Annotated in this window: 27 protein-coding genes and 1 pseudogene; 17 read left to right on the plus strand and 11 right to left on the minus strand. The window is 71.9% G+C overall.

Translation table 11 applies throughout. From position 1 onward, the window contains the following. From C3488_RS22165 to C3488_RS22175, 3 genes are all read left to right on the plus strand, one after another. On the plus strand, positions 1-342 hold a 342-nt coding region (locus C3488_RS22165), incomplete at its 5' end, for a chaplin (protein WP_146067905.1). Between the two features lie 441 nt (positions 343-783). Further along, on the plus strand, positions 784-1,638 hold the full coding sequence (locus tag C3488_RS22170; RefSeq protein WP_103842020.1) for a GNAT family N-acetyltransferase: 855 nt from the start codon (positions 784-786) through the stop codon (positions 1,636-1,638). Positions 1,639-1,836: 198 nt separating this feature from the next. Further along, positions 1,837-2,613 (plus strand): GNAT family N-acetyltransferase, encoded by a 777-nt coding sequence (locus C3488_RS22175; RefSeq protein ID WP_103842022.1) that lies wholly within the window; start codon positions 1,837-1,839, stop codon positions 2,611-2,613. A gap of 57 nt (positions 2,614-2,670) precedes the next feature. Here C3488_RS22175 and C3488_RS22180 read toward each other — a convergent pair whose 3' ends face one another. After that, positions 2,671-3,012, minus strand: a complete 342-nt coding sequence (locus C3488_RS22180; RefSeq protein ID WP_146067906.1) for a WHG domain-containing protein — start codon at positions 3,010-3,012, stop codon at positions 2,671-2,673. Positions 3,013-3,038: 26 nt separating this feature from the next. After that, the gene (locus tag C3488_RS22185; protein ID WP_103842026.1) at positions 3,039-3,305 is read right to left on the minus strand and encodes a GlsB/YeaQ/YmgE family stress response membrane protein; all 267 of its coding nucleotides are present in this window, start codon (positions 3,303-3,305) and stop codon (positions 3,039-3,041) included. Between the two features lie 279 nt (positions 3,306-3,584). Here C3488_RS22185 and C3488_RS22190 point away from each other — a divergent pair, with 279 nt between their 5' ends. Continuing rightward, positions 3,585-5,045 (plus strand): hydrolase, encoded by a 1,461-nt coding sequence (locus C3488_RS22190; RefSeq protein ID WP_103842028.1) that lies wholly within the window; start codon positions 3,585-3,587, stop codon positions 5,043-5,045. 183 nt (positions 5,046-5,228) lie between these two features. On the opposite strand, the gene C3488_RS22195 is transcribed toward C3488_RS22190, so the two are convergent. From C3488_RS22195 to C3488_RS22215, 5 genes and pseudogenes are all read right to left on the minus strand, one after another. Continuing rightward, positions 5,229-5,759: a hypothetical protein gene (locus tag C3488_RS22195; RefSeq protein WP_103842030.1), complete on the minus strand. Its 531-nt coding sequence runs from the start codon at positions 5,757-5,759 to the stop codon at positions 5,229-5,231. Between the two features lie 5 nt (positions 5,760-5,764). Further along, a complete protein-coding gene (locus C3488_RS22200) occupies positions 5,765-6,985 on the minus strand; it encodes an aminoglycoside phosphotransferase family protein (RefSeq protein ID WP_181139136.1) in 1,221 nt (406 codons plus the stop codon). A 105-nt stretch (positions 6,986-7,090) separates the two neighbouring features. Continuing rightward, on the minus strand, positions 7,091-7,531 hold the full coding sequence (locus C3488_RS22205; protein ID WP_103842035.1) for an SPW repeat protein: 441 nt from the start codon (positions 7,529-7,531) through the stop codon (positions 7,091-7,093). A 124-nt stretch (positions 7,532-7,655) separates the two neighbouring features. Further along, positions 7,656-9,032, minus strand: a complete 1,377-nt coding sequence (locus tag C3488_RS22210; RefSeq protein ID WP_103842037.1) for a deoxyribodipyrimidine photo-lyase — start codon at positions 9,030-9,032, stop codon at positions 7,656-7,658. Between the two features lie 55 nt (positions 9,033-9,087). After that, a pseudogene (locus tag C3488_RS22215) lies at positions 9,088-10,580 on the minus strand (SDR family oxidoreductase). Positions 10,581-10,737: 157 nt separating this feature from the next. On the opposite strand from C3488_RS22215, the gene C3488_RS22220 reads away from it, so the two are divergent. From C3488_RS22220 to C3488_RS22230, 5 genes are all read left to right on the plus strand, one after another. Continuing rightward, a complete protein-coding gene (locus tag C3488_RS22220) occupies positions 10,738-10,926 on the plus strand; it encodes a hypothetical protein (protein WP_103842039.1) in 189 nt (62 codons plus the stop codon). 403 nt (positions 10,927-11,329) lie between these two features. Next, positions 11,330-11,407, plus strand: a complete 78-nt coding sequence (locus tag C3488_RS42665) for a putative leader peptide (RefSeq protein WP_374955448.1) — start codon at positions 11,330-11,332, stop codon at positions 11,405-11,407. A gap of 222 nt (positions 11,408-11,629) precedes the next feature. Further along, positions 11,630-12,184 (plus strand): NADPH-dependent FMN reductase, encoded by a 555-nt coding sequence (ssuE, locus tag C3488_RS22225; RefSeq protein ID WP_103842041.1) that lies wholly within the window; start codon positions 11,630-11,632, stop codon positions 12,182-12,184. Positions 12,185-12,195: 11 nt separating this feature from the next. Beyond that, complete coding sequence (locus C3488_RS40685; RefSeq protein ID WP_181139137.1) at positions 12,196-12,345, plus strand: hypothetical protein; 150 nt, start codon at positions 12,196-12,198, stop codon at positions 12,343-12,345. A gap of 112 nt (positions 12,346-12,457) precedes the next feature. After that, positions 12,458-13,600, plus strand: coding sequence for an LLM class flavin-dependent oxidoreductase (locus C3488_RS22230; protein ID WP_103842043.1), 1,143 nt, complete (start codon positions 12,458-12,460; stop codon positions 13,598-13,600). Here C3488_RS22230 and C3488_RS22235 read toward each other — a convergent pair. Next, a complete protein-coding gene (locus tag C3488_RS22235; RefSeq protein ID WP_103842045.1) occupies positions 13,577-14,635 on the minus strand; it encodes an acyl-CoA dehydrogenase family protein in 1,059 nt (352 codons plus the stop codon). The genes C3488_RS22230 and C3488_RS22235 overlap by 24 nt on opposite strands. Before the next feature lie 179 nt (positions 14,636-14,814). Here C3488_RS22235 and C3488_RS22240 point away from each other — a divergent pair, with 179 nt between their 5' ends. Together C3488_RS22240 and C3488_RS22245 are read left to right on the plus strand one after the other, a co-directional pair. Further along, complete coding sequence (locus C3488_RS22240) at positions 14,815-16,179, plus strand: RICIN domain-containing protein (protein WP_103842047.1); 1,365 nt, start codon at positions 14,815-14,817, stop codon at positions 16,177-16,179. A gap of 42 nt (positions 16,180-16,221) precedes the next feature. Further along, positions 16,222-17,133 carry an aldo/keto reductase gene (locus C3488_RS22245; RefSeq protein ID WP_103842049.1) on the plus strand — a complete coding sequence of 304 codons (912 nt, stop codon included), beginning with the start codon at positions 16,222-16,224 and terminating at the stop codon, positions 17,131-17,133. A gap of 48 nt (positions 17,134-17,181) precedes the next feature. On the opposite strand, the gene C3488_RS22250 is transcribed toward C3488_RS22245, so the two are convergent. Further along, positions 17,182-17,862, minus strand: a complete 681-nt coding sequence (locus C3488_RS22250; RefSeq protein ID WP_103842100.1) for a phosphatase PAP2 family protein — start codon at positions 17,860-17,862, stop codon at positions 17,182-17,184. Between the two features lie 175 nt (positions 17,863-18,037). On the opposite strand from C3488_RS22250, the gene C3488_RS22255 reads away from it, so the two are divergent. From C3488_RS22255 to C3488_RS22270, 4 genes are all read left to right on the plus strand, one after another. Next, entirely contained in the window at positions 18,038-18,409 is a 372-nt protein-coding gene (locus C3488_RS22255; protein ID WP_103842051.1) for a BlaI/MecI/CopY family transcriptional regulator, read from the plus strand. Further along, positions 18,406-19,335 (plus strand): M56 family metallopeptidase, encoded by a 930-nt coding sequence (locus tag C3488_RS22260; protein WP_103842054.1) that lies wholly within the window; start codon positions 18,406-18,408, stop codon positions 19,333-19,335. Before C3488_RS22255 ends, C3488_RS22260 begins: the two co-directional genes overlap by 4 nt. Before the next feature lie 130 nt (positions 19,336-19,465). Then, positions 19,466-19,858, plus strand: coding sequence for a VOC family protein (locus tag C3488_RS22265; protein ID WP_103842056.1), 393 nt, complete (start codon positions 19,466-19,468; stop codon positions 19,856-19,858). A gap of 48 nt (positions 19,859-19,906) precedes the next feature. Next, complete coding sequence (locus tag C3488_RS22270; protein WP_103842058.1) at positions 19,907-20,977, plus strand: adenosine deaminase; 1,071 nt, start codon at positions 19,907-19,909, stop codon at positions 20,975-20,977. On the opposite strand, the gene C3488_RS22275 is transcribed toward C3488_RS22270, so the two are convergent. Both C3488_RS22275 and C3488_RS22280 read right to left on the minus strand, forming a co-directional pair. Further along, a complete protein-coding gene (locus tag C3488_RS22275; protein ID WP_103842060.1) occupies positions 20,959-21,474 on the minus strand; it encodes a DUF664 domain-containing protein in 516 nt (171 codons plus the stop codon). The genes C3488_RS22270 and C3488_RS22275 overlap by 19 nt on opposite strands. 58 nt (positions 21,475-21,532) lie before the next feature. Continuing rightward, a complete protein-coding gene (locus C3488_RS22280) occupies positions 21,533-22,432 on the minus strand; it encodes a LysR family transcriptional regulator (RefSeq protein WP_103842062.1) in 900 nt (299 codons plus the stop codon). A 125-nt stretch (positions 22,433-22,557) separates the two neighbouring features. Between C3488_RS22280 and mgrA the strand changes: the two genes are divergently transcribed. Both mgrA and C3488_RS22290 read left to right on the plus strand, forming a co-directional pair. After that, a complete protein-coding gene (gene mgrA, locus C3488_RS22285) occupies positions 22,558-23,547 on the plus strand; it encodes an L-glyceraldehyde 3-phosphate reductase (protein ID WP_103842064.1) in 990 nt (329 codons plus the stop codon). Between the two features lie 351 nt (positions 23,548-23,898). Beyond that, the gene (locus C3488_RS22290) at positions 23,899-26,430 is read left to right on the plus strand and encodes an ATP-dependent Clp protease ATP-binding subunit (RefSeq protein WP_103842102.1); all 2,532 of its coding nucleotides are present in this window, start codon (positions 23,899-23,901) and stop codon (positions 26,428-26,430) included. The last annotated feature ends 4 nt before the right edge of the window (positions 26,431-26,434 follow it).

Consider the following 26,434-nt stretch of genomic DNA (forward strand, 5'->3'; position numbering starts at 1 on the left):
GCGCACACCGGCGGAAAGGATTCCTCGGGCGTGCTCGCGGGCAACGGCCTGCAAGTCCCGGTCGACATCCCCGTGAACGTCACCGGCAACTCGGTCAGCGTGGCCGGGGCCGGCAACGCGTCGGTGGGCAACACCTCCACCAACACCTCGAGCACGGCCCACCCCGCCGCACCGCCGAAGGCGCACACCCCCGTACGGACGGCACCCCCGGTGCAGCAGGCCGGGGTCACCCTCGCCCACACGGGCGCGGACGTGACCCTGCCCGCACTCGCGGGAAGCGGGGCCCTGCTGCTCGGCGGCACGCTGCTGTACCGGCGCTTTCGGTCGTCAGCGACCCGCTAGCCCCGCCACGGGCAGCGATCGCCGCGTCGCGAGGTCCGGCCAGGAGCGCGCACCGGACAGCGCTCCGTGACGGGCGAACACCGCCTGCCGGTTCGCAGCCGACCCGAGCGCATCAGCGGAACGCCCCGCCGCACCGACCGGCGGCGGGGCCTTCGGCACCGTCGGTGTCTGACTGGGCCGGCTGCGGCCGGATCGCCCCGGAGAACGGCGCAGCGCACGCCGTCGCGCCACCGTCCGCCATGGAACACGAGGCTGCGGTGACGCCCTCACGGGTGAATCCGGCGTTCTCGGCCTCCTGTGTCAACACCCGCCCGGCGACCGGGAATTGACCGAGGCGGGACCAGCGGACCCACGGTGGCGCACAGCCCCGGCATCGGGAAGGATGCTCGCGGCGCGGCGGGTCCCTCCGGCGCGCCCGACCCCCTGGAAGGGAGCGCCACGATGACCTCTGCGGGTCCCGATGACCTGGTCGTCGCCCGGGCAACGCTCGACGACTGGCCGGTGATCAGCGGCTGGGCCGCGGACGAGGGCTGGAACCCCGGTCTGTCCGACGGCGCCGCCTTCTTCGCCCAGGACCCCGAGGGCTTCTTCATCGGCCGGCTCGGCGGCGAGCGGGTCTCGGCTGTCTCCGTCGTCACCTACGGCGCCGACTACGCCTTCCTGGGCTGCTACCTCGTACGGCCGGACCTGCGCGGTCGTGGCCTGGGCCTGATCACCTGGAAGACGGGGCTGGCCCACGCCGGCGACCGTACGGTCGGCCTGGACGGAGTTGTCGCCCAGCAGGACAACTACCGGCACTCCGGTTTCGAACTGGCCCACCGCACCGTACGGTTCACCGGAACCGCCCCCGCCGGGGAGCCCGCGCCCGGAGTGCGCCCAGCCGAGAAGAACGACTTCGACGCCATCGCGGCATACGACAGCGCCTGCTGCCCCGCCGACCGCCCGGTCTTCCTGAAGCACTGGCTCGCCACCCCCGGCCACCGGGTCTTCGTCCGCCCCGGCGACGGCCGCCTCACCGGTTACGCGGTGATCCGGCCCGCCCGCGACACGCTGCGCATCGGCCCCCTGTTCGCCGACAGCGCCGAGGACGCCGACGCCCTCTTCGCCGCGCTGACCGCCGAAGCCGCGGGACGGGAGATCGCCGTCGACGTGCCCGAACCGAACACGGCGGCCGTCGCCCTCGCCGAACGCGCGGGCCTCACCCCGTCGTTCGAAACAGCGCGCATGTACACGGGACCGATCAGAGCCTTCGCCGAGGAGCGTGTGTACGGGGTGACCACCCTGGAGCTCGGCTAGTGCCGTGGCCGGCAGGGCTCCCCGGCTCACGATCCCCGGAGCGGCACCTCGTCGTGTTGTCGCTTCACCCGCGTACGTCCGAACGCCCCGCCGCGTCTGTCGGCACGCGTCGGTGGACCGGTCGGTGCAAGAGGGCCGAACGCCCGGTCTCAGGATGCATTACGGTTTCAGCACATGCCCCGGATGCTGGAGTGAGCCATGGATCACGCTTCCGTACTTGCCCTGTACGACCGGGACTTGCGGGAGGGCGCGCGGCCCGACGAGCCCGGTGCCCGCGCCGAGCGGGACGCGGCGGTGGTCCGCGTGACCGGCTCGCCGCACGGCTGGAACGGAGTCGTGTGGTCGGACCTGGACGAGACCACGGCGGACAGGGCGATCGCCGAGCAGATCGCGTACTTCACCAGGCTCGGCCGCGAGTTCGAATGGAAGCTGTACGGGCACGACCTCCCGGTGGATCTGGGCGAGCGGCTGCGGGCGGCGGGGTTCGACCCTGAGCCCGAGGAGGCACTGATGGTCGCGGAGGTGGCCGACCTGGCCCTGGACGTCGAGGTGCCCGACGGCATACGGATCATGCCGGTCACCGATCCGGCGGGCGTCGACCTCGTGGCGGACGTCCACGAGAAGGCCTTCGGCACGGACGGCACCCGGCTGCGCCACCAGCTTCTCGCCGGGCTCGCCGGTGACCGGGACAACGTCGTCGCCGTGGTGGCCCTCGCGGGCGACGAACCGGTGAGCTCGGCCCGCCTGGAGCTGGTCCCCGGCACCCGCTTCGCGGGACTGTGGGGCGGCGGGACCGTCCCCCACTGGCGCGGCCGAGGCATCTACCGGGCCCTGGTCGCCCACCGCGCCGAGATCGCGGCCTCCCGCGGTTACCGCTACATCCAGGTCGACGCTACCGACCAGAGCCGTCCGATCCTGACCCGACTCGGCTTCGAACCCCTGACCACCACGACGCCCTACGTGTACAAGCCCTAGCCGTATTGATCACGAGCGTGGTCAACGCGGCGCGGGGGCCTTCGACGGGGCGCCCTCTCAGCCGAGGCCGAACGCGTCCGCCAGAGCCTCGATCTGCGCCGTGAGCAGGGTCCCCCCGTCATGCCCCCTGCCCTGGAACTGCCCGGCGACCGCAAGGCCCACGGCCCCGTGCAGATGCGCCCAGGCCAGCACGGCCCCGGCCGGGGCGCTTCCCTCGCTCCCCACCGGGACGTGGTTCCGGGCCCACCGGGCCACCGCCATGTCCTCGGCCGCCCAGGCCGCCATCTGTTCCGCCAGTAGCTGGCCCGGTGACCGCACGCAACGGGGCCGCTCGGGCGTGACACCGGCCCGATCGGCCCCGTCGGTGTTGCGGCTCGGCGTCCAAGGGTGCTTACCCACGGACGCAGCGCCCGATGATGGACCGTTCAGCGATGAGCCGCCTTCGCCCGGTCCAGCGCCGCGATGCCGAGTGCCGCCAGAGCGATCTGGATGAGCCATTCGATCCAGTCCACTCCCTTGGTGTCGGCCACGCCGACCGCGGCGGCGATCCCGGCGCCGATGAAAGCTGCCACGATGCCGACGACGATCGTCCACAGGATGCCGATGTGCTGGCGCCCGGGGACTACGAGCCGCCCCAGGACGCCGATGATGAGCCCGATGACGATGGCACTGATGATGCCCGAGATCTCCATCTCCGCCCCTCTTTGTGAAGCGTCTGTCGTACGACATGTGCCCGCTCTGCGTGGCGACAGTCCTGTTCGCTTCAATCGCGGGTCAATGGAGGGTCAATCCTCGGCCTGGCAGGAGGGCATTGTCATGGTCAGCCCCCGTCCTGCCATGTACCGTTCAACAGTCCGTCGCGCGGGCGGCGTATGAAGGACCTCTACGCGCGCAGACCCGCGCCGAATATCTACGCGCGCAGACAGCACCCGCACCGCTCCTCTCCCCGACTCCCCATGGAGGTTCGCCGGATGCTCGGACTCACCAGGCCCCGCCACAGACTCGCCACGGTCCTCACCGTGTGCGGCCTGCTCGCCACGGGGACCGCCGTTCAGGCCACCACGGCCGCGACCGAGGCCCACGCGGCCACCCCGCACCGCGTCCTGTTCGACAACGCGCACGCGGAGACCGCCGGCAACGCCGACTGGATCATCTCCACCAGCCAGCCCGACCCGCTCGGCCAGGACTCCACGCCCTCCGCCGAGACGGACTGGACCGGAGCCCTCTCGTCCTGGGGCGTCGCCCTGCAGAAGACCGGGAATTACAGCCTGAAGACCCTGCCGTCGGGCTCCAGCCTCAGCTACGGCGGCTCCTCCTCGCTGGACCTGAAGAACTTCGACACCCTCGTCCTGCCCGAACCGAACACCCTCTTCACCGCTGCGGAGAAGACGGCGATCATGAACTTCGTCAAGAACGGCGGCGGACTGTTCATGATCTCCGACCACACCGGCGCCGATCGCAACAACGACGGCTACGACGCGGTCGAGATCCTCAACGACCTGATGACCGACAACAGCGTCGACTCCACCGACCCGTTCGGCTTCTCCATCGACTCGCTGAACATCACCTCCGGCTACCCGGCCGCGATCAGTGACAGCACCGACCCTGTGCTGCACGGCTCCTTCGGCACCGTCACCAAGAGCCTCATCGCCAACGGCACCACCGCCACGCTCAAGCCCTCCGACAACTCCTCCGTCAAGGGGCTGCTCTACCGCAGCGGCTACTCGGGCAACACCGGCGCCTTCTTCCTGACGTCCGCCTTCGGCAGCGGTCGTGTCGCCTTCTGGGGCGACAGCTCACCCATCGACGACGGCACCGGACAGTCCGGCAACACGCTGTACGACGGCTGGAACGACTCCGGCGCCACCAACGCCGCCCTGGCCCTGAACGCCACCGAATGGCTCTCCGGAGCGAGCGGCAGCAGCGGAGGCGGAACCGGCGGCGGAGGCTCGACCTCCTGCACCGCCGCCCAGCTCCTCGACAACAACGGCTTCGAGTCCGGCAGCACCACCTGGACCACCAGCAGCGGCGTCATCACCAACTCCAGCGGCGAGTCGCCCCGTACGGGCTCGTACTACGCCTGGCTGGACGGCTACGGCTCCGCGCACACCGACACCGTGTCCCAGACGGTGACCATCCCGTCCGCCTGCACCTCCGCCACCCTGAGCTTCTACCTGCACATCGACACGGCGGAGACCACCAGCAGTACGGCGTACGACACGCTCAAGGTCCAGCTCCTGAACAGTTCCGGCACTGTCCTGAGCACTCTGGCGACGTACTCCAACCTCAACGCCGCCGGCGGCTACACCCAGCGCAGCTTCAACCTGGGGAGCTACGCCGGACAGACCATCACCCTGAAGTTCACAGGCACCGAGGGCTCCAGTCTGCAGACGTCGTTCGTCCTCGACGACACAGCGCTCGACGTGAGCTGAGCCGCACGGGGGTGGGCCTCTCCCAAGGGCCACCCCCTTCTGCGGGCGGGACGGCGGAGGTAGAGTCGGCGGGCACGTCGGAGCGGGACGGGGTGGAGGCGGGGCAGGGTCACCCCCGGTGGCAGGGGCACCCCGTGGCAGGATCACCGCCCGGTGGCAGGTCGGCTCCACTCGACGGCGGAGTCACACCCATCCGGTGGCCGCCAGCACCTCACGCGCGATGTCGACGACCTCACGCCCGTCGGTCGCCACCCGCACGGTGTCGAGAGGCGCACGCGCGTCCAGCAGTCGCGCCTTGTACGCGCTGGTGCGCAGCTCCTGCTCCAGCTCCGACCCCAGTTCACGGCCCTTCAGCCGGAGGGCGATCGTGTCGTCGGCCGCGGTCAGCAGCACACGGACGAGCCGCGCCTGCGGGCCCATCGCCCGCCGGAACATGCCCGCGGACTCGTCGAGCACGCTGACCGTGTTCGTGTAGACGAGCCGCCGATGGCCGAGCGAGGCGTAGTTCCGCCACACGGCGGTGAGGTTGCGTTCGGTGATCTCGGCGCGGTGGGGATCACCCTCCGGCGCCGGGTGCACCTGTCCCATGAAGTCGCCGTCGATCACGGCGTGTGGGATCTCGGCGGCCCGCAGCCGTGCCGAGACCTCCCAGCCCACCGTCGTCTTGCCGACACCGGCGCGTCCACCGATGAGCAGCGCTTCCGCGTGATCCATCGCCCTCAGCCCCCGGCTTCCGTGAGGAACGGGCCCGGGTGACGCACGGTGTGCACCGCTCTGCGGATCACCGCGACCGGATCACCCTCGTGGTAGGGCCGCTCCGAGGCCTCGATACCGTCGAGGAACTCCTGATAGCGGATGGCGTGCATGAGATGGGCGAGCGGCTCGGCGAGACGGAGGGCGCGGGACGGGGCGCTTCCCGGCGCGTGTGCCGCCCAGGCGTCGGCCCAGGCGCGGGCCGCCGCAGGCCGGTCCGCCTCGGGGAGGTAGTCGATGGCGCGCAGGCCGTCCACCACCGGGTTGCCCCAGTAGGCGTCCGCGAAGTCCAGAACGACCGGACGGCCGCCGTCACTGCGCCAGTTGCCCGGATGGAAGTCGCCGTGCACCACCGTGTCGGGCAGACCGCAGTCCTCCATCTGCCGCCAGCGGCCCGCCAGGTCCCGCACGGCCTGCCTCTCCTCACCGTCGAGCTCCGCCCCGACCGGCCCGTCGAGCAGTGCCTGCCCCCGGGCCGCGAGCACCGGGACGCGCCAGTCCCGGAGCGCGGCGGGACGGCTGCGCGCGAGCGCGGCCTGGGCCGCCACGAACCGTTGCATCACCGCCGTCACGGTATCGGTGGACGCCCCCCAGCAGTCCGTGCCGGGCACGTGCTCCATCAGCATCCGCCGCTCGCCCCGGCCGACGACTGTCGGCGCCAGCCCCGCGTCCACCCGGGCGAACTCGTCGGCGACGGCCGCCTCGTCCGTGGCGAAGCGCGGCGTCGCCTTGAGCCAGACGGGGCCGGACGCGGTGGGCAGCCGGAACAGGCAGGCCAGGTTCCAGGTCCGTCGCTGCTCGACGCGGCCGGTGACGGGGCGTCCCGCCGCCTGGAGCGTACGGATGCCCCAGCCGAGCAGTTCCCGCAGGCCGTCCGCACGCGCCCACGGCATTCGGAGCGCCGCGTCCCCAGCCAACAGCCCCTCGGGAGCCGCCCGTTGACCGAGCAGCCCGGACGCCGGGCGCTCCCACGCCTCCACGTGGTAGGTCGCGTGGCCGTCCCGTCCGCCTTCACCGCCGTCCACCGTCAGCAGCCGCAGCACCGTCACCGGGACCCGGAGCAGCTCCTCCAGCCGCCCGACGACCTGCTCGACCTCCGACCACCAGGGAACATCCACGGGAAACGGCCCCGTGACACCGAGGACGTCCTCGCCGGACGTCACCCACGCACTGACGGTTCGACCCATCGCGCCAGTGTGCGGCTTACGAGGGGACCCAGGCGAACGGTTATTCCGCCGGGCCATGAGGCCGGTAGGCCGGTCCGCGGCTGCGGACCGGCCGGCAGGTGGCCGTCACGGGCGAGGCGGGCTCTTGGCCGCCGCGCCCGCGCAGAGGACACCCAGCACCACGGCGAGTGCGCCGATGACGATGCTGTTGACCACGACTCCGGTGTCCGGACCGGTGCCGACGATCCACGGCGAGATGATCATCCATGTCCCCATCGCGCACATGGCCCAGCTCAGGCCGTACATCCGCTCCGGCATGATGGTGAATCCGAGGGCGAGCAGGCCGAACGCGATCCCCATGATGAGGTTGTGCGTCGCAAGCGGCGGCTGGCTCGTCGTGTAGTGGAGTATCCACGGTGACGCGGCGCAGTACAGACCGAGCAGGAACACCGGTCCGTCCACGAGCGCCACATCGCGACCACCGAGCATGCGGGCGTAGCGGGTCCGCATTTCGGAGACATCGGGGTGGGTCGCCATGTCCCCTCTGCTGTGTGAGACGTCAGCCATGACTGTCTCTCCTTCGACTGTGCACGGCCTGCCCGCATCCGGGATGGAATGCGGCGGAGGGCCGCGTACGCTCATTGTGCTCTTATCTGTTCTTTATGTGTAGGGCTCTGATGGTATGGGGATCTCAGTCCAGTCCGCGGGCCCGTCGGAAGCGCGCCAGACCATCGGACAGGTCGACGATCGGGTCCGGGTAGGCGCCGCACGCGGCCCGTTCCCGGCCCCGCAGGCGCCATGGCTCATGCACCGCCGGCCCGTGCAGCCCGGCGAGTTCGGGGACCCAGCGCCGCACGTACATGCCGTCAGGGTCGTGCCGTCTGGCCTGGACGAGGGGGTTCAGGACCCGGTTGGGCCTGGTGTCGGTTCCCGTTCCGGCCATCCACTGCCAGTTCAGCTGGTTGTTGGCGATGTCGCCGTCGACCAGCAGCCGCAGGAAGTGGCGCGCTCCCACGCGCCAGTCCACGTACAGGGTCTTGGTGAGGAAGCTCGCGGCCAGCAGCCGGGCCCGGCCCGGCATCCACCCCTCGTGCCGCAGCTGCCGCATCGCCGCGTCGATCGCCGGATAGCCCGTACGGCCCTCACGCCACGCCTCGACGTCCGTGCGCGCCGCGCGCTCGGATCGCCAGCGGTCCCCTCGCGTGCGGTAGTCGGCGGTGGCCGCGTCCGGCCGCGCCGCGAGCACCTGACGGTGGAAGTCCCGCCACGCCAGCTGCCGTACGAAGGCATCGGCGCCCGGGCCGCCCGCCTGCCGCACCCGGTGGACGACCTCGACGGGGGAGAGGGTGCCGAAGTGCAGGTGCGGTGACAGACGGGAGGTGGCGTCGCCCGCCAGGTCGTCCTGCCGGTCCCCGTACGCGGCGAGGCCGCCGCGCAGCCACGCCGCCAGCCGCTTCCTGCCCTCCGTCTCGCCACCGGCGGGCAGCCCTTCCGAGACCGCCGCAGGACCTTCGCGTACGGGCAGTCCCTCCGATCCGGCGGTGTCCGGCACCCGCACGGCACGCGGCGCGCCCGACGTGTCGCGCAGCCGCTGCCCGGTCCACCGCCGGAAGTACGCGCCGAAGACGGCGAAGTGGTCGGAGGCGACCGGGGCCACCGTTCCGGGCGGCACGACCGCGTTGACGGTGTCGTGCACCCACAGCCGGCACCCCTGGGCCTCCAGCGCCTGCCGCAGCCGCGCCTCGCGTCGCTGCGCGTAGGCGCTGACGTCTGCCGCCAGGTGAACCTCGACCGCGTCCACCTCGGTGACCACCCGGCACACCTCGTCGACCACGTCCCCGGACCGGACGACGAGACGCCCGCCCCGGGCGCGCAGTCCCGCGTCGAGGTCGTGGAGGCAGTCGGCGAGGAATGCCAGCCGGTTGGGAACGGCGAATCCGGCGGCCGCCACTCCCCGGTCTCGTACGAAGAGCGGCACCACCTGACCGGAGCCGGCCAGGGCGGCCCGCAGCGGCGGGTGGTCGTGCAGACGCAGGTCGGAGGTGAACAGGACGACCGAGACGTGCATGACGTCAACTCCAGGAAAGGGGCCGGCCGCGGTGCGCTCCCCGTCGGGGCGGACGTCACGAGGAGGGCTGGGGCTCGGCCGGACCGGTTCGCGGCGCCCTGGCGGCGGCCCGCGCGATGTTGCGCGCCATGCCTCCGAACACGACGGCGTGGAAGGGGGAGACTCCCCACCAGTAGGCGTGACCGAGCAGCCCGTGCGGATGGAACAGGGCCCGCTGGCGATACCGGGTCCGTCCGTTCTCGTCCTGTTCGGCGTACAGCTCCAGCCAGGCGAGGCCCGGCAGCCGCATCTCGGCCCGCGGACGCAGCAGACGCCCGGGTTCGATCTCCTCCACCCGCCAGAAGTCCAGCGAGTCCCCGACCCGCAAGCGCTGCGCGTCGCGTCGTCCCCGGCGCAGCCCGACGCCTCCGACCAGCCGGTCGAGCCAGCCCCGTGCCGCCCAGGCGAGCGGGAAGGAATACCAGCCGTTCTCGCCGCCGATGCCCTCGACGACTCGCCACAGGGCCTCGCGCGAGGCGTCGACGACGATTTCGCGCCGGTCCGTGTAGAGGCTGCCGCCCGCCCAGTCGGGATCGGTCGGCAACGGGTCGCTCGGCGCCCCGGGCGGCGAGGCGGACGACCAGCGGGTGGTGACCTGGGCGTCGCGCACGCGCTGCAGGGCCAGCCGGACCGCCTCGTCGAAACCGATCGGACCTGACGCGGGGAGGGGGACGTACCGCTCGATGTCGCGCTCGCGGCAGACGACCTCATGGCGCAGCGACTCGGTGAGCGGCCGTGCGATCGACGGGGGAACGGGAGTCACCAGACCGATCCACAGACTCGACAGGCGCGGGGTGAGGACCGGGACGCAGACGATGCGCCGGCGCGGAAGGCCCGCGACAGCCGAGTACCTGAGCATCATGTCCCGGTACGTCAGCACCTCCGGCCCTCCGATGTCGCAGGCGCGGCTGATGCCGTACGGCATCGTCGCGCTGCCGACCAGGAACCGCAGCACGTCCCGGACCGCGATCGGCTGGATCCGGGTGCGAACAGATAGCGCAGCATCTCGAAGGAGGCGGAGCCCGAGCCGATGATGACCGCGGCCCGCAGTACCGTGGTCGGCACGCCGGAGCCCAGCAGGACGCGGCCCACCTCGGCGCGCGACCGCAGATGCGGGGACAGCTCACGCTCGGGCACGTCCGCCGGGGTGAGACCGCCCAGGTAGACGATGCGCCGCACACCCGCGGCACGGGCCTGCTCCCCGAAGATCCGCGCAGCCGTGCGGTCCGTCTCCTCGAAGCCGCGGCCCGTGCCCAGTGCGTGGACCAGGTAGTAGGCGACGTCCATGCCGCGCAGCGCGTCGGCGACGGACCGGGCCCGCGTGACGTCTCCGGCCGCCACCTCGACCTGGGCCGCCCACGGGTGGCCGCTCACCTTCTGCGGGGAGCGGGCCAGGCAGCGCACCTGGTGCCCCGCTGCCAGCAGTTCCGGGACGAGCCGGCCGCCGATGTATCCCGTGGCGCCGGTCACCAGGCAGCGCAGCCCCGGCCCGGAACGGCCTGTGTCCATCCGCCTCGCTCCCTCGCGTCGAAGTCCTCTCAGCGATCACTTCCACAGAACGAGCGCTTCCGGATGCGGCGAAGGGATGTTTTCCGCGAGAGAGACATATCGGCGTCCCTTCCGGGCAGGCGATACGCAGGAAGTTGTCGGTTCGAGTCGATGATCGATGCTGGAGGTGTCGAACCCCATGGGCGCGAAGGTGCTGGAGCGGTTTCCTGCGGGAGCTCCCCGCGGATCGTGGCCGGCGGAGGAGTACGCGGCGGAGCGCCGCGCCGAGGGTGAGCCCGCCAAAGTGGTCATGGACCTGAAGTCGGACGCGTTCCTCGTGGTGGTCCCGGCCCGCGACGACGACTGAGAGGGGCGGCGGTGCGAGCGTGCCGACGCCCACCGCCCCCTGGACTCCGAGGCGTGGACCGACTCGGTGCGCCCCGGCCGAGACGCCGGGCCCGGCGGCAACCCGCCGCCCGCGTACGGCCCCCGCTGGGCCCGTCGAGCCGGCCACCACGCCACGCCGCCGAGTTGACGCCGAAGCCGTCCGAAGCCGGCCGGCTGTGACGTGTCCTGACGCATGGCCGGCGAGGCCGCGGCACATTCCCGTCGTTGCCCACGTGCACCGTCGCGCGGAGTGCGGACCGCCGCGGAGGTCGTTCAAGGGTTTCCCGTCAGGGCGTCGTGGAATGCAAAGGTCCGCGATGCGAGAACGGTCGGGATTCCCTTGACTGCTCCATCCGGCGGCTGCCACGATCGACGACATGGACATGCGACTGGACCTCACGCGGCGACGCCACGTCGACCTCGCGCGCGTCTCCAGCGCCTCCTGTTGCCCCACGACGTGATCCTCATTTCCGCCGGATCCGCCGTCACCTCTTTTCGCCGCACCGCCCCTGTCCCGACGCGACGGGTGCGCCGGGTGCCTTCCTGACACCAGCTCGATTCAGGGCTTTCTCGCGGCGGTGGATCCGGTGTTCCCCGCGCATGTCCGCGAACCGTCCGCAACAGGAGTGCCCGCATGTCCGCAGTACCCGGGCAGGCGCCCCTCCCTCCCGAAAGAGGACCCCATGGCCACCGTCCTGTCCGTCTCCGGCAGTCCCTCCGCCGCCTCCCGCACCAACCGGCTGCTGCGCCATCTGGACCAGCGGCTGACCGCGCAGGGCCACGAGGTGGTCCCGCTCGACATCCGTACCGTGCCCGCCGAGGCCCTGCTCGGCGCAGACTTCCGTCACCCCGCCATCGTGGAGGCGACCGAGTTGTTCGCCCGCGCCGACGGAGTCGTCGTCGGCACGCCCGTCTACAAGGCCTCCTACTCCGGTGTCCTCAAGGCGCTGCTCGACCTGCTTCCCCAGTACGCGCTCACGGGCAAGACCGTGCTCCCGCTGGCCACCGGCGGTTCCCACGCCCACGTGCTGGCCATCGACTACGCCCTGCGCCCGGTCCTCAACTCCATGGGGGCGGCCCATATAGTGCAGGGCTGGTTCACCCTGGACAAGGACATCACCGTGCATGAGGACGGCTCCCTGGCCATCGCGCCGGCCGCCACCGAGGCGCTGCTGCAGGTGGTCGACCAGTTCTCGGCGGTCCTCGGAAGCAGCCCTGTCCTGGCAGCGGCGAGTTGACCATCGCCCATGTGATCGCCGGCGACGCCGAGGCCCTCGCCGTCGCCACCACCCTGGCCGACTGGTTCCGGACCGTGGCACATCCTCGCCCGACGGAGCCCGGCTCGTACGGCCTCCGCGGCGAGAAGCGGTGCTCCACCGGTGCCCTGTTCGCCGACTGATCCCGGTACCGGCCGGTGCCGGGACAGCCGCGCATCGGCCGGGCATGCGGAACGGCACGAGGCCGCCGCGCGACGACCTGTTCCCACGGACACCCGCTGAACGGAGACCCCCGTGTCCCTCACCTTTCACTGGTTCCTGCCCACCAACGGCGACAGCCGCCATGTGGTCGGCGGCGGCCACGGCACCCCGGCGACCGCCTCCGGGCGGGACCGGCCGCCGACGGTCGCCTACCTCACCCAGATCGCCCGCGCCGCCGAGGACCTCGGCTTCGTCGGAGCGCTCACCCCGACCGGTGCCTGGTGCGAGGACGCGTGGCTGACCACCGCGATGGTCAGCCAGAACACCGAGCGCCTGAAGTTCCTGGTGGCCTTCCGCCCCGGCTCCGTCTCGCCGACCCTCGCCGCGCAGATGGCCTCCACGTTCCAGCGTCAGACGGGCGGACGGCTCCTCCTCAACGTCGTCACCGGCGGCGAGAGCCACGAGCAGCGCGCCTACGGCGACTTCCTGGACAAGGACGCGCGGTACCGGCGTACCGGTGAATTCCTGCAGATCGTCCGGGAGTTGTGGCAAGGCAAGACCGTCGACCTGCACGGCGAGCACCTCCAGGTCGAGGACGCCGAACTGGCCCGGGTACCCGACCCGGTCCCCGAGGTCTACTTCGGCGGGTCCTCACCCGTCGCGGGGGAGATCGCGGCCCGGCACGTCGATGTCTACCTCACCTGGGGCGAGCCGCCGGCCCAGGTCGCCGAGAAGGTCGCCCGGATCAGGTCTCTCGCCGCGAAGGAGGGCCGGACCCTGCGGTTCGGCATCCGGCTGCACGTGATCACCCGCGACACCTCCGAGCAGGCGTGGGCCGAGGCCGACCGGCTGCTCGACGGTTTCGATCCCGAGACCGTGGCGTCCGTCCAGGCCGGGCTCGCCCGCAGCGAGTCCGAAGGGCAGCGGCGGATGCTCGCGCTGCACGGCGGAAGCAGGGACGGCCTGGAGATCCACCCCAACCTGTGGGCGGGGATCGGACTGGTGCGCGGCGGCGCCGGCACGGCGCTGGTCGGCAGCCACCAGGAGGTCATCGAACGGATCAAGGAGTACGCGGCGCTGGGCATCGAGGAGTTCGTGCTGTCCGGGTATCCGCATCTGGAGGAGGCGTACTGGTTCGGGGAGGGGGTGCTGCCGAGGCTGGCGGCGGAAGGGCTGTGGCGGCATCCGTCCAGGGCGCGGGACGCCCTCGCGTCACAGGTCCCCTTCGCGAGCTGAGCCCAGGGCCGCCAGGTGGTCGAGGTGTGCCCGGCGCGACTCGGCCGTCTGGCCCTGCACCAGCAGGAACATCCCCTCCCTGGCGAGCCGTTGGGCCGTGCTCGTCAGCATCATCGCGCGGCCCCCGCCGGCCACCACCGCCGCCGTGGTGGCCGCGCGCAGCACCTCGTACGCCTGCGTCCTGAGCGCCAGCCGCTCCTGAAGGCGTTCGTGCGGGGCCGCCTGGTCGGCCAGGGCGTAGGCGCGGCCCCTCACCTCACCGAGCCGGTGCCGCAGGGGCGCCGCGGTGTCGTCGTCCAGCAGACCGAGCGCCGCCTGAGCCACACCGAACACCGCCGGTGAGGTGTTCACCGTCTTAGGCCGGTCGGCGGCCGCCCACCGCTCGTACGGCGTCCGCAGCGCCACCGCCTCCTCCGGCAGCCGCAGCCCGTCCAGCTCCAGCGAGACCGTGCGGGCCGCGGTGAGCGCCGCCAGCCGCAGCGGCGCCGACGCCCGCAGCCCCGGCTGGTCGCGCGCCTCGGTGAAGGCGAACAGCGCCTCGCCGGCGTCGGTCACCCCGGCGAGCAGCATCACGTCGTTCAGGCCCCATCCGGTGTACCAGGGCACGGTCCCGTCGAACCGCCATCCATCCCGCTCCCGCGTGACCCGCACCGGTACGCGCGGATACGACCGCAGATGGGCGTACGCCACCCCCGACAGCAGCTCCCCGCGCGCCAGCGGGCCGAGCAGCCGCTCCCGCACGGGCAGTTCGCTCTGCGCCAGCGTCAGTACCGGTGTGTGGTGCTGGGTCTGCACGAACCACGTCGAGCAGCACGCCCCCGCCAGGAGCTCCGCCGTCTCACGGGCCACCGCGACGGGCGCGCCCGAGCCGCCGTACTCCACCGGGGCGCTCACCCCGAGCAACCCCGACCGCTTGACGGCCTCGATGTGGCTCACGGGCACGCCCTCCTGGTCGACACGCTCCGCCTGAGGCGCCAGGACGTCGGCGGCGAGCTGTCGGGCACGGGCGACGAGAGGGTGCGCTGTGGTGGTCATGACGACGATTGTCCGATGCGCGGCAGCCGGGTTGGCGCAGGACGCCACGCAGTGCCGCCGAGTCATGCGGTCGCATGGCTGCGGATTTCACCCCGTGGACGTTCCCCCTCCTGACGCCCGGCCATCTGCCGTGGTGTCATGCACCTGACCATCCTGATCCTCGACCGAAGGGTCACCTCATGCGAACCCCCCACGCCCTGCTCGCCGCCGCCACCGTGCTGGCCGCGGCGACCGTGGCTTCTCCGTCCCATGCGGCCGCCGCGCTTCCCGCCGCCGGCGCCTACTACGTCCAGAGCGTCACGACCGGGCTCAACGCGGCCGACCACGGGGGAGCCGTCGAACAGCACAACCCCAAGGGCAACGAGGACCACCAGCAGTGGAACCTCAGAGCGAGCGGATCCTCGTACGTCCTGGAAAGCGCCGACACGGTGGGCATCTGCCTCGGCCGCTCGGGCGACCAGGCCCGCACCGTCGCCTGCGCGAGCGCCGACGCGGCCTGGGACATCACACAGGCCGGAGACGACCAGTACACACTCAAGGTGCCCGGAACCGACCGCTACCTGACCGTGGCCGCCAAGGCCTCCGGTGCCGACTACCCTGCCCAGCTCACCATCGGCTCCGCGAGCGGCCTCGCCTCCTGGTACCTCACCCCGGTCGCCTCGCCCACCAGCCCGATGCCGTCCCCCGACCGGCGCACCCTCGACCAGGTCACCTTCCTCACCGCGCACAACGCCTACGCCAACGGCGTCGACGGCGGCTTCGCCCCGCCCTTCGTCAACCTCGTACCCAACCAGGCACGCGGGATCAACCAGCAACTCGCCGACGGTGTCCGCGGTTTCATGCTGGACATCCATCAGACCCCCGACGGTGCGATCCTCTGCCACAACAGCTGCACCCTGGTCAGCCGTCCGGTCGCCCTGTGGGTGGACGTCCAGCGGATGGTGGACTTCCTCAAGGCCCACCCCGATCAGTTCATCACCGTCTTCCTCGAGGACTACGTCGACCCGGGCGTCCTGCGCGGTGAACTGGCCCGGGTGAGCGGCCTGTCCGATGTCCTCTACCGGCCCGACCGGAGCGGAGTGAAACAGAACGGCTGGCCGAAGATGGCCGAACTGATCGCCGCGAACCACCGACTGCTGATCTTCACCGACCACAGCCGCTCCTCCGACGAGGCAGCCGGGCTCACCCGTGACAGCTTCGGTGTGATGTACCAGAAGGACTGGACCGTCGAGAACCACTGGTCCATGGGCTCGGGCATAGGCTCCTCCGACTGGTCCTGCCACAGCCGCTGGTACGACGCGAACACGAACATTCCGCTGACCCGTACCGAACCGGGCTTCCGCCCGCTGTTCGTCATGAACCACTTCCGGGACGCGACGATCACGTCCACCGCGCGCACGGACAACACCAAACTCACCGACCGCGCCCAGCGGTTCTGCCAGCCGGCCGCCCGCAAGAAGCCCAACTACCTGGCCGTGGACCGCTATGACCTCGGAGACCCGGCCTTGGCCGTCAGCACCCTGAACACGTATACCTATCCCTAAAGGGCGTGCGCCGGAGCCCCGGAGTGTGTGCATGATCCACCCATGACCTCACAGACGATCAGCGCGGACGCCGCGGGCACCTGGAAACTCGGCGACCTGCCCGTCCACCGCATCGGCTTCGGCGCGATGCGGCTGACGGGCAGCGCCGCCTTCCACCTCGGGACGCCGAGTGACCGCGAACGGTCGATCGCCGTGCTGCGCAAGGCGGTCGAACTCGGCGTCAACCACATCGACACGGCCGCCTTCTACTTCTCCTCGCTGCGCTCCGCGAACGAGATCATCAACAGCGCGCTGGCGCCGTATGCGGACGACCTGGTCATCGCCACGAAGGTGGGCCCGTTCCGCGACTACTCGGGGGAGTGGGGCACATGGGCCCGCCCCGACCAACTGCGCGGCCATGTCGAGGAGAACCTGCGCCAGCTCGGCCGCGACCACCTGGACATGGTCTACCTGCGCAGGTCGCAGCAGCGGTGGGACTCGATCGCCGAGCACTTCGGGGCTCTCGCCGAGCTGCGTGAGGCGGGCCTGATCCGCCATCTGGGCATCTCCGGCGTCGAACCCCGCCACCTTGTGGAGGCGCAGGCGATCGCGCCGGTGGTGAGCGTTCAGAACAGGTACGGGCTGCACGAGTTCGACCCGGACACGGACGAACTCCTGAGGATCTGCGGCGAGCAGGGCATCGCGTTCGTACCGTTCTTCGCCATCGCGGGCAAGGGCGCCGAGCGCGGCCCGTCCGGTGACGAGATGGACGAGGTCGACGCGATCGCGCGGGCCCAGGGCGCCACCCCCGCCCAGGTCCGCCTGGCGTGGACGCTCCAGCAGGGCCCGCACGTCCTGGCCATCCCGGGCACCGGCAACCCCGACCACCTGGTGGAGAACGTGGCGGCGGGCGCGCTGCGCCTGACCGCTGAGGAGATGGCCCGTCTCGACGCGCTGCACCGCCAGGCCGAGTGAGGGTCCGTGTCACATCCCCCAGCCGGATGTGACACGGGCTCCGAGCCTTCAGGGCGCCGAGGACCGCACCGGCTCCCTGGCGTCGGCGAACGTTCGTGGAGCCAGCCGGGCGGCGGCGTACGCGCACAGGCTCAGCCAGCACAGGGCGAGCAGCCAGCCGCCCAGGACGTCTGAGAACCAGTGCACCCCCAGGTACACACGGGTCAGGCCGACCGAGACGCCCCAGGTGAGCACGACGGCCACCAGGCCGACTCTGCCGCGCGGGGCACGGACGAGGATCGCGAGCGCCAGCAGCCCGGCGGTGAGCGCGGCCGTCGTCGTATGGCCCGAGGGGAACGACCAGCCCGAGGCGTGCGTGACCCAGTCCGTGCGCTCCGGGCGCGGACGCGCGGCCAGCGACATGACCCCGTAACGCACGGTCTGGCCCATGGCCAGACAGGCGACACAGGCAGCGGCGGCGAGAGCGCCGCTGCGGGCCGTGCGGCCCGTCGTGAGGCCTGCCGCGGTGGCCAGGAGGTAGGGGACGAATCCGGTGCCCGTGTACGTCACCGCGCGCGCCACGGCGACCGCGACGGGCGGACGATGGGCGAGCGACCAGTGCAGCAGGTCCGCGTCCCCGAACAACGGGGCGCCGCCGTGCCCCGTCACGGTCAGCGCCAGCAGCACGAACGCCATTAGGGTGCCGAGCGCCGTGGAACCGGCGAGGTCGGCCGTGGCCGCCCGTCTCACGACCGCGGCCCGGGTGCGGGGGCCGGGTGCGGCGGTGCGGTGCGCGGTACGGCGCCCATGGGAGTGAGCCCCTCTCATAATGGACGTGCGGATCCGGTCGGCCGGATCCGCGAAGACTACACTTCTGTAGACGGTCTACAGGAATGTAGACGAAAACCGGGGTGAGGAAGGTTCCATGGCCGAAGCGAAGGACGAGCGCCGTCCGGCGGGCGAGCTGGAAGCGAGCGTCATGGCCGCCCTGTGGGCCGCGGACGCCCCCCGGACCCCGGGCCAGGTGCAGCAGAGCCTCGGCAGCGGCCTCGCCCGTACGACGGTCACGACGATCCTGTCCCGGCTGCACGACAAGGGCATCGTCGGCCGCCGCCGCGAGGGCCGCGGCTACGCCTACTTCCCCGTCCAGGACGCCCACGGGCTCACCGCCCGGCGCATGCACACCGAGCTGGACCGGGACAGCGACCGGCACACCGTGCTGGCCCGCTTCGTCGCCCAGCTCAGCGAAGACGACGAGCGCGTCCTGCGGGACCTGCTGGAATCCGGTGAGCAGTGACCTTCCTGCTGCTCCTCCCGCTCGCACTGCCGTTCGCGATGCCCCCGCTGGCGCGGCGCGCGCTGGAACGGCTCGCGCCCCAGGCCGCGCTGTGGGTGGTGACCTGCTGCACGGTCGTCCTCGCGTGCTGTTCCCTGACCGCGCTCGGCGCGTTCGTGCTCACCGGGTTGCTGAAGCTGCCGCTGTTCGCCGCGCTCGGCGACCTGGTTCGCCCGCTGCGCGCCGGATCGGACCTGTTCGTCGTTCCGGCGGCGGCGTTCTCGGTCGGTGGGCTCGCCGTGTGCCTGTGGGCCCTGTGCCGTACCGTGCTGCGGCAGGCCCGGGCGTTCCGCGCCGCCACCACTGAGGCGGACCGCCGCACCACCGCGGGCGACCTGTGCGTGATCGACTCCCCGCGCCCGGACGCGTACGCGCTGCCCGGGCGGCCGCACCGCATCGTCGTCACCACCGGGATGCTGCGCAGCCTCAACCCCGACGAGCGCGAGGCGCTCTTCGCGCACGAGCGGGCCCACAACGCGGCCGGTCACCACTACTTCCTCGCGGTGGCCGAACTGGCCGCCCTCTGTCACCCCGGGCTGCGGTCCGTCGCGCCGGTCATCCGGCTCGCGGTCGAGCGCGCCGCCGACGAGACCGCCGCCGTCGTGGTCGGCGACCGGCGGCTCACCGCCCGGGCGATCGGCCGTGCCGCCCTCGCCACCCGCGCCACCCCCGACGAACGGCCCGCCTTCACGCCTGCCGCGACCGCCGGACCCGTGCCCCAACGGGTCGCCGCCCTCCTGGCCGCCCCGCGCACCCCGCACCGGGCCGCCCGCTCGATCGCCGCCCTCCTCGTCGCCTGCGCCGCCGTGTCCGCCTGCGCCTCGGCGACAGGCGTCATCGGCTTCCATCACGAGGTCGAGGTCGCCCAGGGCGAAGAGGCGCACTGAAAGCGCACCATCACTGAGTCGCACCGGGGGTGGCGCAGCCCACACCGGTGCGCCCGTCGGTATGCCGTACGCTACGTGTTACGTATAACGTCCTGCGCTCCGGCGCCGGACGCCGCACCCGGAAGGCCCCATGAGACGCATCGCCCTGGTCACCCTCGTCGTCGACGACTACGACACCGCGATCCGCTTCTACACCGACGCCCTGGGGTTCCGGCTCGCGGCCGACGAGCCCCGGGGCGACGGGTCCCGATGGGTCGTGGTCGAGCCGGGAGCCGACGGCCACGGCACGGGGCTGCTGCTCGCCCGGGCCAAGGACGAGGCGCAGCGCGGCCGGGTCGGTGACCAGACCGGCGGGCGCGTGGGCTTCTTCCTGCACACCGACGACTTCGCCCGCGACCACGCCCGGATGACCGCGGCCGGCGTCACCTTCCTGGAGGAACCGCGGCACGAGCCGTACGGCACGGTCGCCGTCTTCCAGGACCTGTACGGCAACCGCTGGGACCTGCTCCAGCCCGCCGAGTAGTCCCCGGCCGATCCCCCTGAAGAACAACCCGTCGAGGAACCACCGCACATGACCGCCCCGCGCATCGACACCGACACCCTCCGCCGCCTGCCCAAGGCCGTCCTGCACGACCACCTCGACGGCGGCCTGCGCCCCGCGACCGTCGTCGAGCTCGCACGGGAGGTCGGCCACACCCTGCCCACCACCGACCCCGGCGAACTGGCCGCCTGGTACTACGACGCCGCCAACTCCGGCGACCTGGTGCGCTACATAGCCACCTTCGAGCACACCCTCGCCGTGATGCAGACCCGCGAGGGCCTGCTGCGCACCGCCGAGGAGTACGTCCTCGACCTCGCCGAGGACGGCGTCGTCTACGGCGAGGTGCGCTACGCCCCCGAGCTGATGGTCAAGGGCGGGCTGACCCTGAACGAGGTCGTCGAGACCGTCCAGGAGGGGCTCGCCGCCGGCATGGCGAAGGCGGCGGCCGCCGGTACCCCGGTGCGCGTGGGCACGCTGCTGTGCGGCATGCGCATGTTCGACCGGACCCGCGAGATCGCCGACCTGGCCGTCGCCTACCGGGACGCGGGTGTCGTCGGCTTCGACATCGCCGGCGCCGAGGACGGCTTCCCGCCCGCCGACCACCTGGCCGCCTTCGAGCACCTGCGTCTCGAGAGCGTCCCCTTCACCATCCACGCGGGCGAGGCGCACGGCCTGCCCAGCATCCACCAGGCCCTGCAGGTCTGCGGCGCCCAGCGCATCGGCCACGGCGTCCGCATCACCGAGGACATCGTCGACGGAAAGCTCGGCCGCCTGGCCGGCTGGGTGCGCGACCGCCGTGTCGCCCTGGAGATGTGCCCGACCTCCAACCTCCAGACCGGCGCCGCACCCTCGATCGCCGAGCACCCCATCACCGCCCTGAAGGACCTCGGTTTCCGCGTCACCCTCAACACCGACAACCGTCTGGTCTCCGGCACGACGATGACCCGGGAGATGTCCCTGCTGGTCGAGGAGGCGGGCTGGACCCTGGAGGACCTGCGCACCGTCACGGTGAACGCGGTCAAGAGCGCCTTCATCCCGTTCGACGAGCGCAGCGCCCTCATCCGGGACGTCGTCCTGCCCGGCTACGAGGCCGCGCTCTGAAGCAGTCCCCGTACGTAGGCGGCCTGTCCGACGTGCTGCAGATCGTCGGACAGGACGCTCACCAGGCGAACGCCGAGACTGACCGGCGGGTCCCAGCGTTCGTCGACGATGCGCTCGAGGTCCTTGGCGGCCAGCCCCCGCAGCGCCTGAAGGGTCTGCTCGTGCACGGCGTCGTAGTACCCGGTCAGCAGGTCACCGGAGTCCACCCGGACCTTGGCGACCTTCGCGGGGCTGTGCCCGTACCCGGTGTCGTGGCGCGGCAGATCGAGGCCGAGACGCTTCTCCCAACCCTGTGACAGCCACACCTGGTCGAGGTCGAAGGCGTCGGCGACATGGTCGTCCTGGACGCGGGTGAGGTGCCATACGAGCCAGGCGACGGAGTTGGTGTCGGCGGTGGGCCGGGCGTCGAGGTCGTCCGGATCCAGGCCGTCGACGGCGGCGTGGACTTCTTCCTGGATGCGGCTGTAGCCGTCGATGAGGATGTCCTTGGCATGCATGGCTCCACCATCCCGCATCGCCGCCCCTCGTGCGTCCGGAGCCCGGCACCCGTGCCCGTCACGGCGGTGGTGACGCCAAGCCCTCGACGTCCAGCAGGGTGATCAGCGCACGGGCCGCAGGCCCGGTGGCCCGCTCGGGTGGGAGCAGGGCGACGGTCTCGTACTCCGGCCCGGCGGCGGTCGTGAGGGGGAGAGCGGTGAGGGACGGATGCTTGTGCCGGAAGTGCCGGGGTACGACCGCGATGCCCAGGTTCTCGTCGACCAGGTCGAGGAGGCTGTGCACGTCGTTGACCTCCAGCGCCACCGTGCGCCGTACGCCCGCCGCGGAGAACGCCGCGTCGGTGGTGCGGCGCGGCCCCCAGTCCGGGTGGAAGTCAACGAAGACCTCCCCGCGCAGGTCCTCGGGCGTGAGCACCGCTCCGCGCGATGCCAGACGGTGGTCCGGATGGCACAAAACCGTCATCGACTCGCTGGTCAGCGACACGGACCGCAGCTGTTCGGTGTCCGCCTGCGTGCGGTAGGCGAAGGCCAGGTCCAGCCGCCCGGCGGCGACCTCCTCGGCCAGCGCGCCCGAGCCCGCCTGCCGCAGCCGGATCTCCACATCCGGGTGGCGCCGCCGGAACGCCGCGAGCAGCCCGGCCACATGCACTCCCGGGATGCACTGCTCGGTGCCGAGCGCCAGCGTGCCGCGCAGGACGCCCTGCACCGCGGCCACCGCCTCGTGCGCCGCCCGGACCTGTGCCAGGATGCGCTCCGCCTCGCCGAGCAGGGCGCGCCCGGCCTCCGTCAGGGTCACCCGGCGGGTGGTGCGCACGAACAGCGGGGCCCGCAGCTCCCGCTCCAGTGCCCGGATCGACGCCGACAGGCCCGACTGGGACACCATGAGGCGTTCCGCCGCCCGGGTGAAGTGCTGGTCCTCGGCGACGGCGACGAAGTGCTGGAGGTGGCGCAGTTCCATGATTGAGAAGCGTATCCGCTGAATTCCATCGGATTCTTCTGTTGGACCACTGCCCGCAGGCAGGGCGAGAGTGGTGACCGGTTCCCGGAACCGCTCACCCGTGCGCCAACCCTTCTGGAGTCGCGTTGTACACCGCCCATCCCGACCGCTACGAGGCCATGCCCTACCGCCGCACCGGACGCAGCGGCCTGCAGCTGCCCGCGCTGTCGCTCGGCCTGTGGCACAACTTCGGCCCGGACCGCCCGGTCGCCACCCAACGCGCCATCCTGCGCCGCGCCTTCGACCTCGGCGTCACGCACTTCGACCTGGCGAACAACTACGGCCCGCCGCCCGGTGCCGCCGAGTCCGCCCTCGGCGAGGCGCTGAAGGCGGACTTCGCGGCCTACCGCGACGAGCTGGTCATCTCCACCAAGGCCGGCTATCTGATGTGGCCCGGGCCGTACGGCGAGTGGGGCTCGCGCAAGTACCTGCTGTCGTCGCTCGACCAGAGCCTGAAGCGGATGGGCCTGGACTACGTCGACATCTTCTACTCGCACCGCCCGGACCCCGACACTCCGCTGGAGGAGACGATGGGCGCCCTGCACTCGGCGGTCCAGCAGGGCAAGGCGCTGTACGTCGGCGTCTCGAACTACTCCCCGGAGCAGACCCGTGAGGCCGCCCGCATCCTCGGCGAGCTGGGCACCCCGCTGCTGATCCACCAGCCGCGCTACTCGATGCTGGACCGCCGTCCCGAGGACGGGCTGCTGGACACCCTGGACGAACTCCAGATCGGTTCCATCGCCTACTCGCCGCTGGAGCAGGGCCTGCTCACCGCCCGCTACCTCGACGGCATCCCGGAGGACTCGCGCGCGGCGAGCGACAGCCCGTTCCTCAATTCCGACGCGGTCACCGAGGAGCTGGTGGGCAGGCTGCGCGCCCTCGACGACATCGCCAAGTCCCGCGGCCAGTCCCTGGCCCAGATGGCCCTGGCCTGGGTGCTGCGCGGCGGCCGGGTCACCTCCGCCCTGGTCGGCGCGAGCAGCCCGCAGCAGTTGGAGGACAGTGTCGCGGCGATCGGCAACCTGGACTTCGAGGCGGAGGAGCTGGCGCGGATCGACGCGCTCGTCCTGCAGTGAGGTGACCACGAGGGGTCCGGCGGCAGGTGTCGCCCTGCCGCCGGGCCATGCGGCCGCAGGGCGATCAAGCCGTGCGCGTTCGCCCGGCTCCCGGAGCCGGGCGCGGCCTCCGGCCGAGCGTGTACCGAGGACGCCGGGGCTGCGGCGCCCGGCCCGCCCGGCGTCCGCGCCTCCTCGGGCGGTTGACGCCGGACGTCGGCGCCGGTACCCCCGGATCCCGTTCCCAATCGGCCCGGTGCCGCGGCAGCCCTGCGGTTGAGGGGCAGTTCCGCGTGTCCAAGACTGGGCAGGTACGGGCAATCGACTACGGCGGGCGACGCGGCCGTGTCGGCCGCGGACGGGTGGTTCATCGTGACGATCTCACCCTTCGGGTCAGGCGACCCGTTCTCCGAACTCTTCAACCGCTTCTTCGGCATGAGTCCGGCGACCTCACCGCCGGCCGTCCAACGTGTCCCCATCGGACGTCTCCTCAGCGACTCCGCGCACGAGTTGCTCGCCACCGCCGGCGCACGGGCGGCCGAGGACGGGTCCGATCTCGACACCGTCCACCTGCTGTGGGCCGCGACCCAGGTGCCGGCCGCGCGCCAGGTGCTGGAGCAGGCGGGCGCCGCCCCCGGCAAGCTCGCCGGCGACCTGCGGGAATCCCTGCCCTCCGGGACCGGCACGGGTGAGCCCGCGCTGACGCCGGCGGCCAAACGTGCCCTGCTCGCGGCGCACGCCCGCTCCCAGGCGGCCGGCGCCTCATACATCGGCCCCGAGCACATCCTCGCCGCGATCCTGGACGATCCGCGCTCCCCGCTGGCCCGGGCCCTCAGGACGGAGGGAGCGACGCCGGGCGCGCTCGGCGGCGCGCCCCGGCAGGGGAGGGAGGCGGGCGGGCACCCCGACACACCGACGCTCGACGAGTACGGGCGCGACCTCACCGACGAGGCGCGCGCCGGACACCTGGACCCGGTGGTCGGCCGGGCGGCCGAGATCGAGCAGACCATCGAGGTACTCTCCCGGCGCACGAAGAACAACCCGGTGCTGATCGGCGATCCCGGCGTCGGCAAGACCGCGATCGTCGAAGGGCTGGCCCAGCGCATCGTGGCGGGCGAGGTCCCCAAGGCGCTGAAGGACCGCCGCGTGGTCGCCCTCGATCTCGCCGGCCTCGTCGCCGGCTCCCAGTACCGGGGCCAGTTCGAGGAGCGGCTCAAGAAGGTCATCGACGAAGTCACGGGGGCAGAGAAGAGCGTCGTCCTCTTCATCGACGAACTGCACACGGTCGTCGGCGCCGGCGGCACCGGCGAGGGATCCATGGACGCGGGAAACATCCTCAAGCCCACCCTCGCCCGCGGCGACCTCAGCGTGGTCGGCGCCACCACCATCGACGAGTACCGCAAGCACATCGAGAAGGACGCCGCGCTGGAACGCCGCTTCCAACCCGTCATGGTGCCCGAACCCACCGTCGAGGAGACGGTCGAGATCCTGCGCGGACTGCGCGACGCCTACGAGGCCCACCACCAGGTCCGCTACACCGACGAGGCGCTGGACGCCGCGGCCGCCCTCTCCGACCGTTACATCAGCGACCGCTTCCTGCCCGACAAGGCCATCGACCTCATGGACCAGGCCGGAGCCCGGGTCGGACTGCGCAGCGTGGGGGACTCCGCGGAGGCCGCGGACCTCGAGGGCCGGCTGACCCGGCTGCGCCGGGAGAAGGACGAGGCCGTCAGCACCGAGGACTTCGAGCGCGCGAGCCAACTCAAGCGGGAGATCACGGAGTTGGAGGGCCGGCTGGCCTCGGTCGGCGAGGGCGGAGCACCCACGCCCAGCGTCACCCCCGACGACATCGCCGAAGTCCTCTCCGCCCGCACCGGTATTCCCGTCTCCCAGCTCACCGAGACCGAACGCGACCGGCTGATGAAGCTGGAGGAGGTCCTGCACGAGCGGGTCGTCGGCCAGGACGACGCGGTCACCGCCGTGGCCCAGGCCGTGCGCCGCGGCCGGGCCGGCATGGGCGACCCGAACCGGCCCACCGGCAGCTTCCTCTTCCTCGGCCCCACCGGCGTCGGCAAGACGGAACTCGCCAAGGCGCTGGCGGAACTGCTCTTCGGCGACCCGGACCGCATGATCCGCTTCGACATGAGCGAGTTCCAGGAGAAGCACACCGTCTCCCGGCTCATCGGCTCCCCGCCCGGCTACGTCGGCTACGAGGAGGCCGGACAGCTCACCGAGGCGGTGCGGCGCAAGCCGTACAGCGTCGTGCTGTTCGACGAGGTGGAGAAGGCCCACCGCGACGTGTTCAACCTGCTGCTGCAGGTCCTGGACGACGGACGGCTCACCGACGCGCAGGGGCGCACGGTCGACTTCCGCAACACCGTCGTCATCATGACCAGCAACATCGCCTCCAAGCACATCCTCGACCACCACGGCGACATCGACGAGATCAGGGACGACCTGACGGCGGAACTCCAGGCGCACTTCCGCCCGGAGTTCCTCAACCGGATCGACGAGGTCATCGTCTTCCACGCCCTGGGCCGCCGGGACCTGGTGCGGATCGTCGACCTGCTCCTGGCGGGCAGCCGCCGCCGGCTGCGCGCCCAGCAGATCGGCCTGGAGGTCACAGAGACGGCCAAGGAGTGGCTGGCGAACCGCGGCTACCAGCCGGAGTACGGGGCCAGGCCGCTGCGCCGCACCATCCAGACCGAACTCGACAACCGGCTGTCGAACATGCTGCTCGAGGGCACGCTCAACCCGGGCGACACCGTCGTCGTCGACGTCGTGGACGGTGAACTGGGCCTGAGCCTCAAGGCGAAGGCGGCGGCCCAGGAGCAGGGAGCGCCGGGCGGCAGCCCGGAGGACACCGAGGAGGAGCCTCCGAGCTGGCCGGGACCGATTTCCTAGTGCC

It is taken from the genome of Streptomyces sp. Ru72, assembly GCF_002920635.1.
Lineage (GTDB): Bacteria > Actinomycetota > Actinomycetes > Streptomycetales > Streptomycetaceae > Streptomyces.

What these genes read in the sequence shown, in the direction of transcription:
- C3488_RS22170 (WP_103842020.1), top strand. Translation starts at nt 784, where the DNA reads ATGACCTCTGCGGGTCCCGATGACCTGGTCGTCGCCCGGGCAACGCTC.
- C3488_RS22175 (WP_103842022.1), top strand. Translation starts at nt 1,837, where the DNA reads ATGGATCACGCTTCCGTACTTGCCCTGTACGACCGGGACTTGCGGGAG.
- C3488_RS22185 (WP_103842026.1), bottom strand. Translation starts at nt 3,305, where the DNA reads ATGGAGATCTCGGGCATCATCAGTGCCATCGTCATCGGGCTCATCATC.
- C3488_RS22190 (WP_103842028.1), top strand. Translation starts at nt 3,585, where the DNA reads ATGCTCGGACTCACCAGGCCCCGCCACAGACTCGCCACGGTCCTCACC.
- C3488_RS22195 (WP_103842030.1), bottom strand. Translation starts at nt 5,759, where the DNA reads ATGGATCACGCGGAAGCGCTGCTCATCGGTGGACGCGCCGGTGTCGGC.
- C3488_RS22200 (WP_181139136.1), bottom strand. Translation starts at nt 6,985, where the DNA reads ATGGGTCGAACCGTCAGTGCGTGGGTGACGTCCGGCGAGGACGTCCTC.
- C3488_RS22205 (WP_103842035.1), bottom strand. Translation starts at nt 7,531, where the DNA reads ATGGCTGACGTCTCACACAGCAGAGGGGACATGGCGACCCACCCCGAT.
- C3488_RS22210 (WP_103842037.1), bottom strand. Translation starts at nt 9,032, where the DNA reads ATGCACGTCTCGGTCGTCCTGTTCACCTCCGACCTGCGTCTGCACGAC.
- C3488_RS22220 (WP_103842039.1), top strand. Translation starts at nt 10,738, where the DNA reads ATGCTGGAGGTGTCGAACCCCATGGGCGCGAAGGTGCTGGAGCGGTTT.
- C3488_RS42665 (WP_374955448.1), top strand. Translation starts at nt 11,330, where the DNA reads ATGCGACTGGACCTCACGCGGCGACGCCACGTCGACCTCGCGCGCGTC.
- ssuE (WP_103842041.1), top strand. Translation starts at nt 11,630, where the DNA reads ATGGCCACCGTCCTGTCCGTCTCCGGCAGTCCCTCCGCCGCCTCCCGC.
- C3488_RS22235 (WP_103842045.1), bottom strand. Translation starts at nt 14,635, where the DNA reads ATGACCACCACAGCGCACCCTCTCGTCGCCCGTGCCCGACAGCTCGCC.
- C3488_RS22240 (WP_103842047.1), top strand. Translation starts at nt 14,815, where the DNA reads ATGCGAACCCCCCACGCCCTGCTCGCCGCCGCCACCGTGCTGGCCGCG.
- C3488_RS22245 (WP_103842049.1), top strand. Translation starts at nt 16,222, where the DNA reads ATGACCTCACAGACGATCAGCGCGGACGCCGCGGGCACCTGGAAACTC.
- C3488_RS22255 (WP_103842051.1), top strand. Translation starts at nt 18,038, where the DNA reads ATGGCCGAAGCGAAGGACGAGCGCCGTCCGGCGGGCGAGCTGGAAGCG.
- C3488_RS22265 (WP_103842056.1), top strand. Translation starts at nt 19,466, where the DNA reads ATGAGACGCATCGCCCTGGTCACCCTCGTCGTCGACGACTACGACACC.
- C3488_RS22270 (WP_103842058.1), top strand. Translation starts at nt 19,907, where the DNA reads ATGACCGCCCCGCGCATCGACACCGACACCCTCCGCCGCCTGCCCAAG.
- C3488_RS22275 (WP_103842060.1), bottom strand. Translation starts at nt 21,474, where the DNA reads ATGCATGCCAAGGACATCCTCATCGACGGCTACAGCCGCATCCAGGAA.
- C3488_RS22280 (WP_103842062.1), bottom strand. Translation starts at nt 22,432, where the DNA reads ATGGAACTGCGCCACCTCCAGCACTTCGTCGCCGTCGCCGAGGACCAG.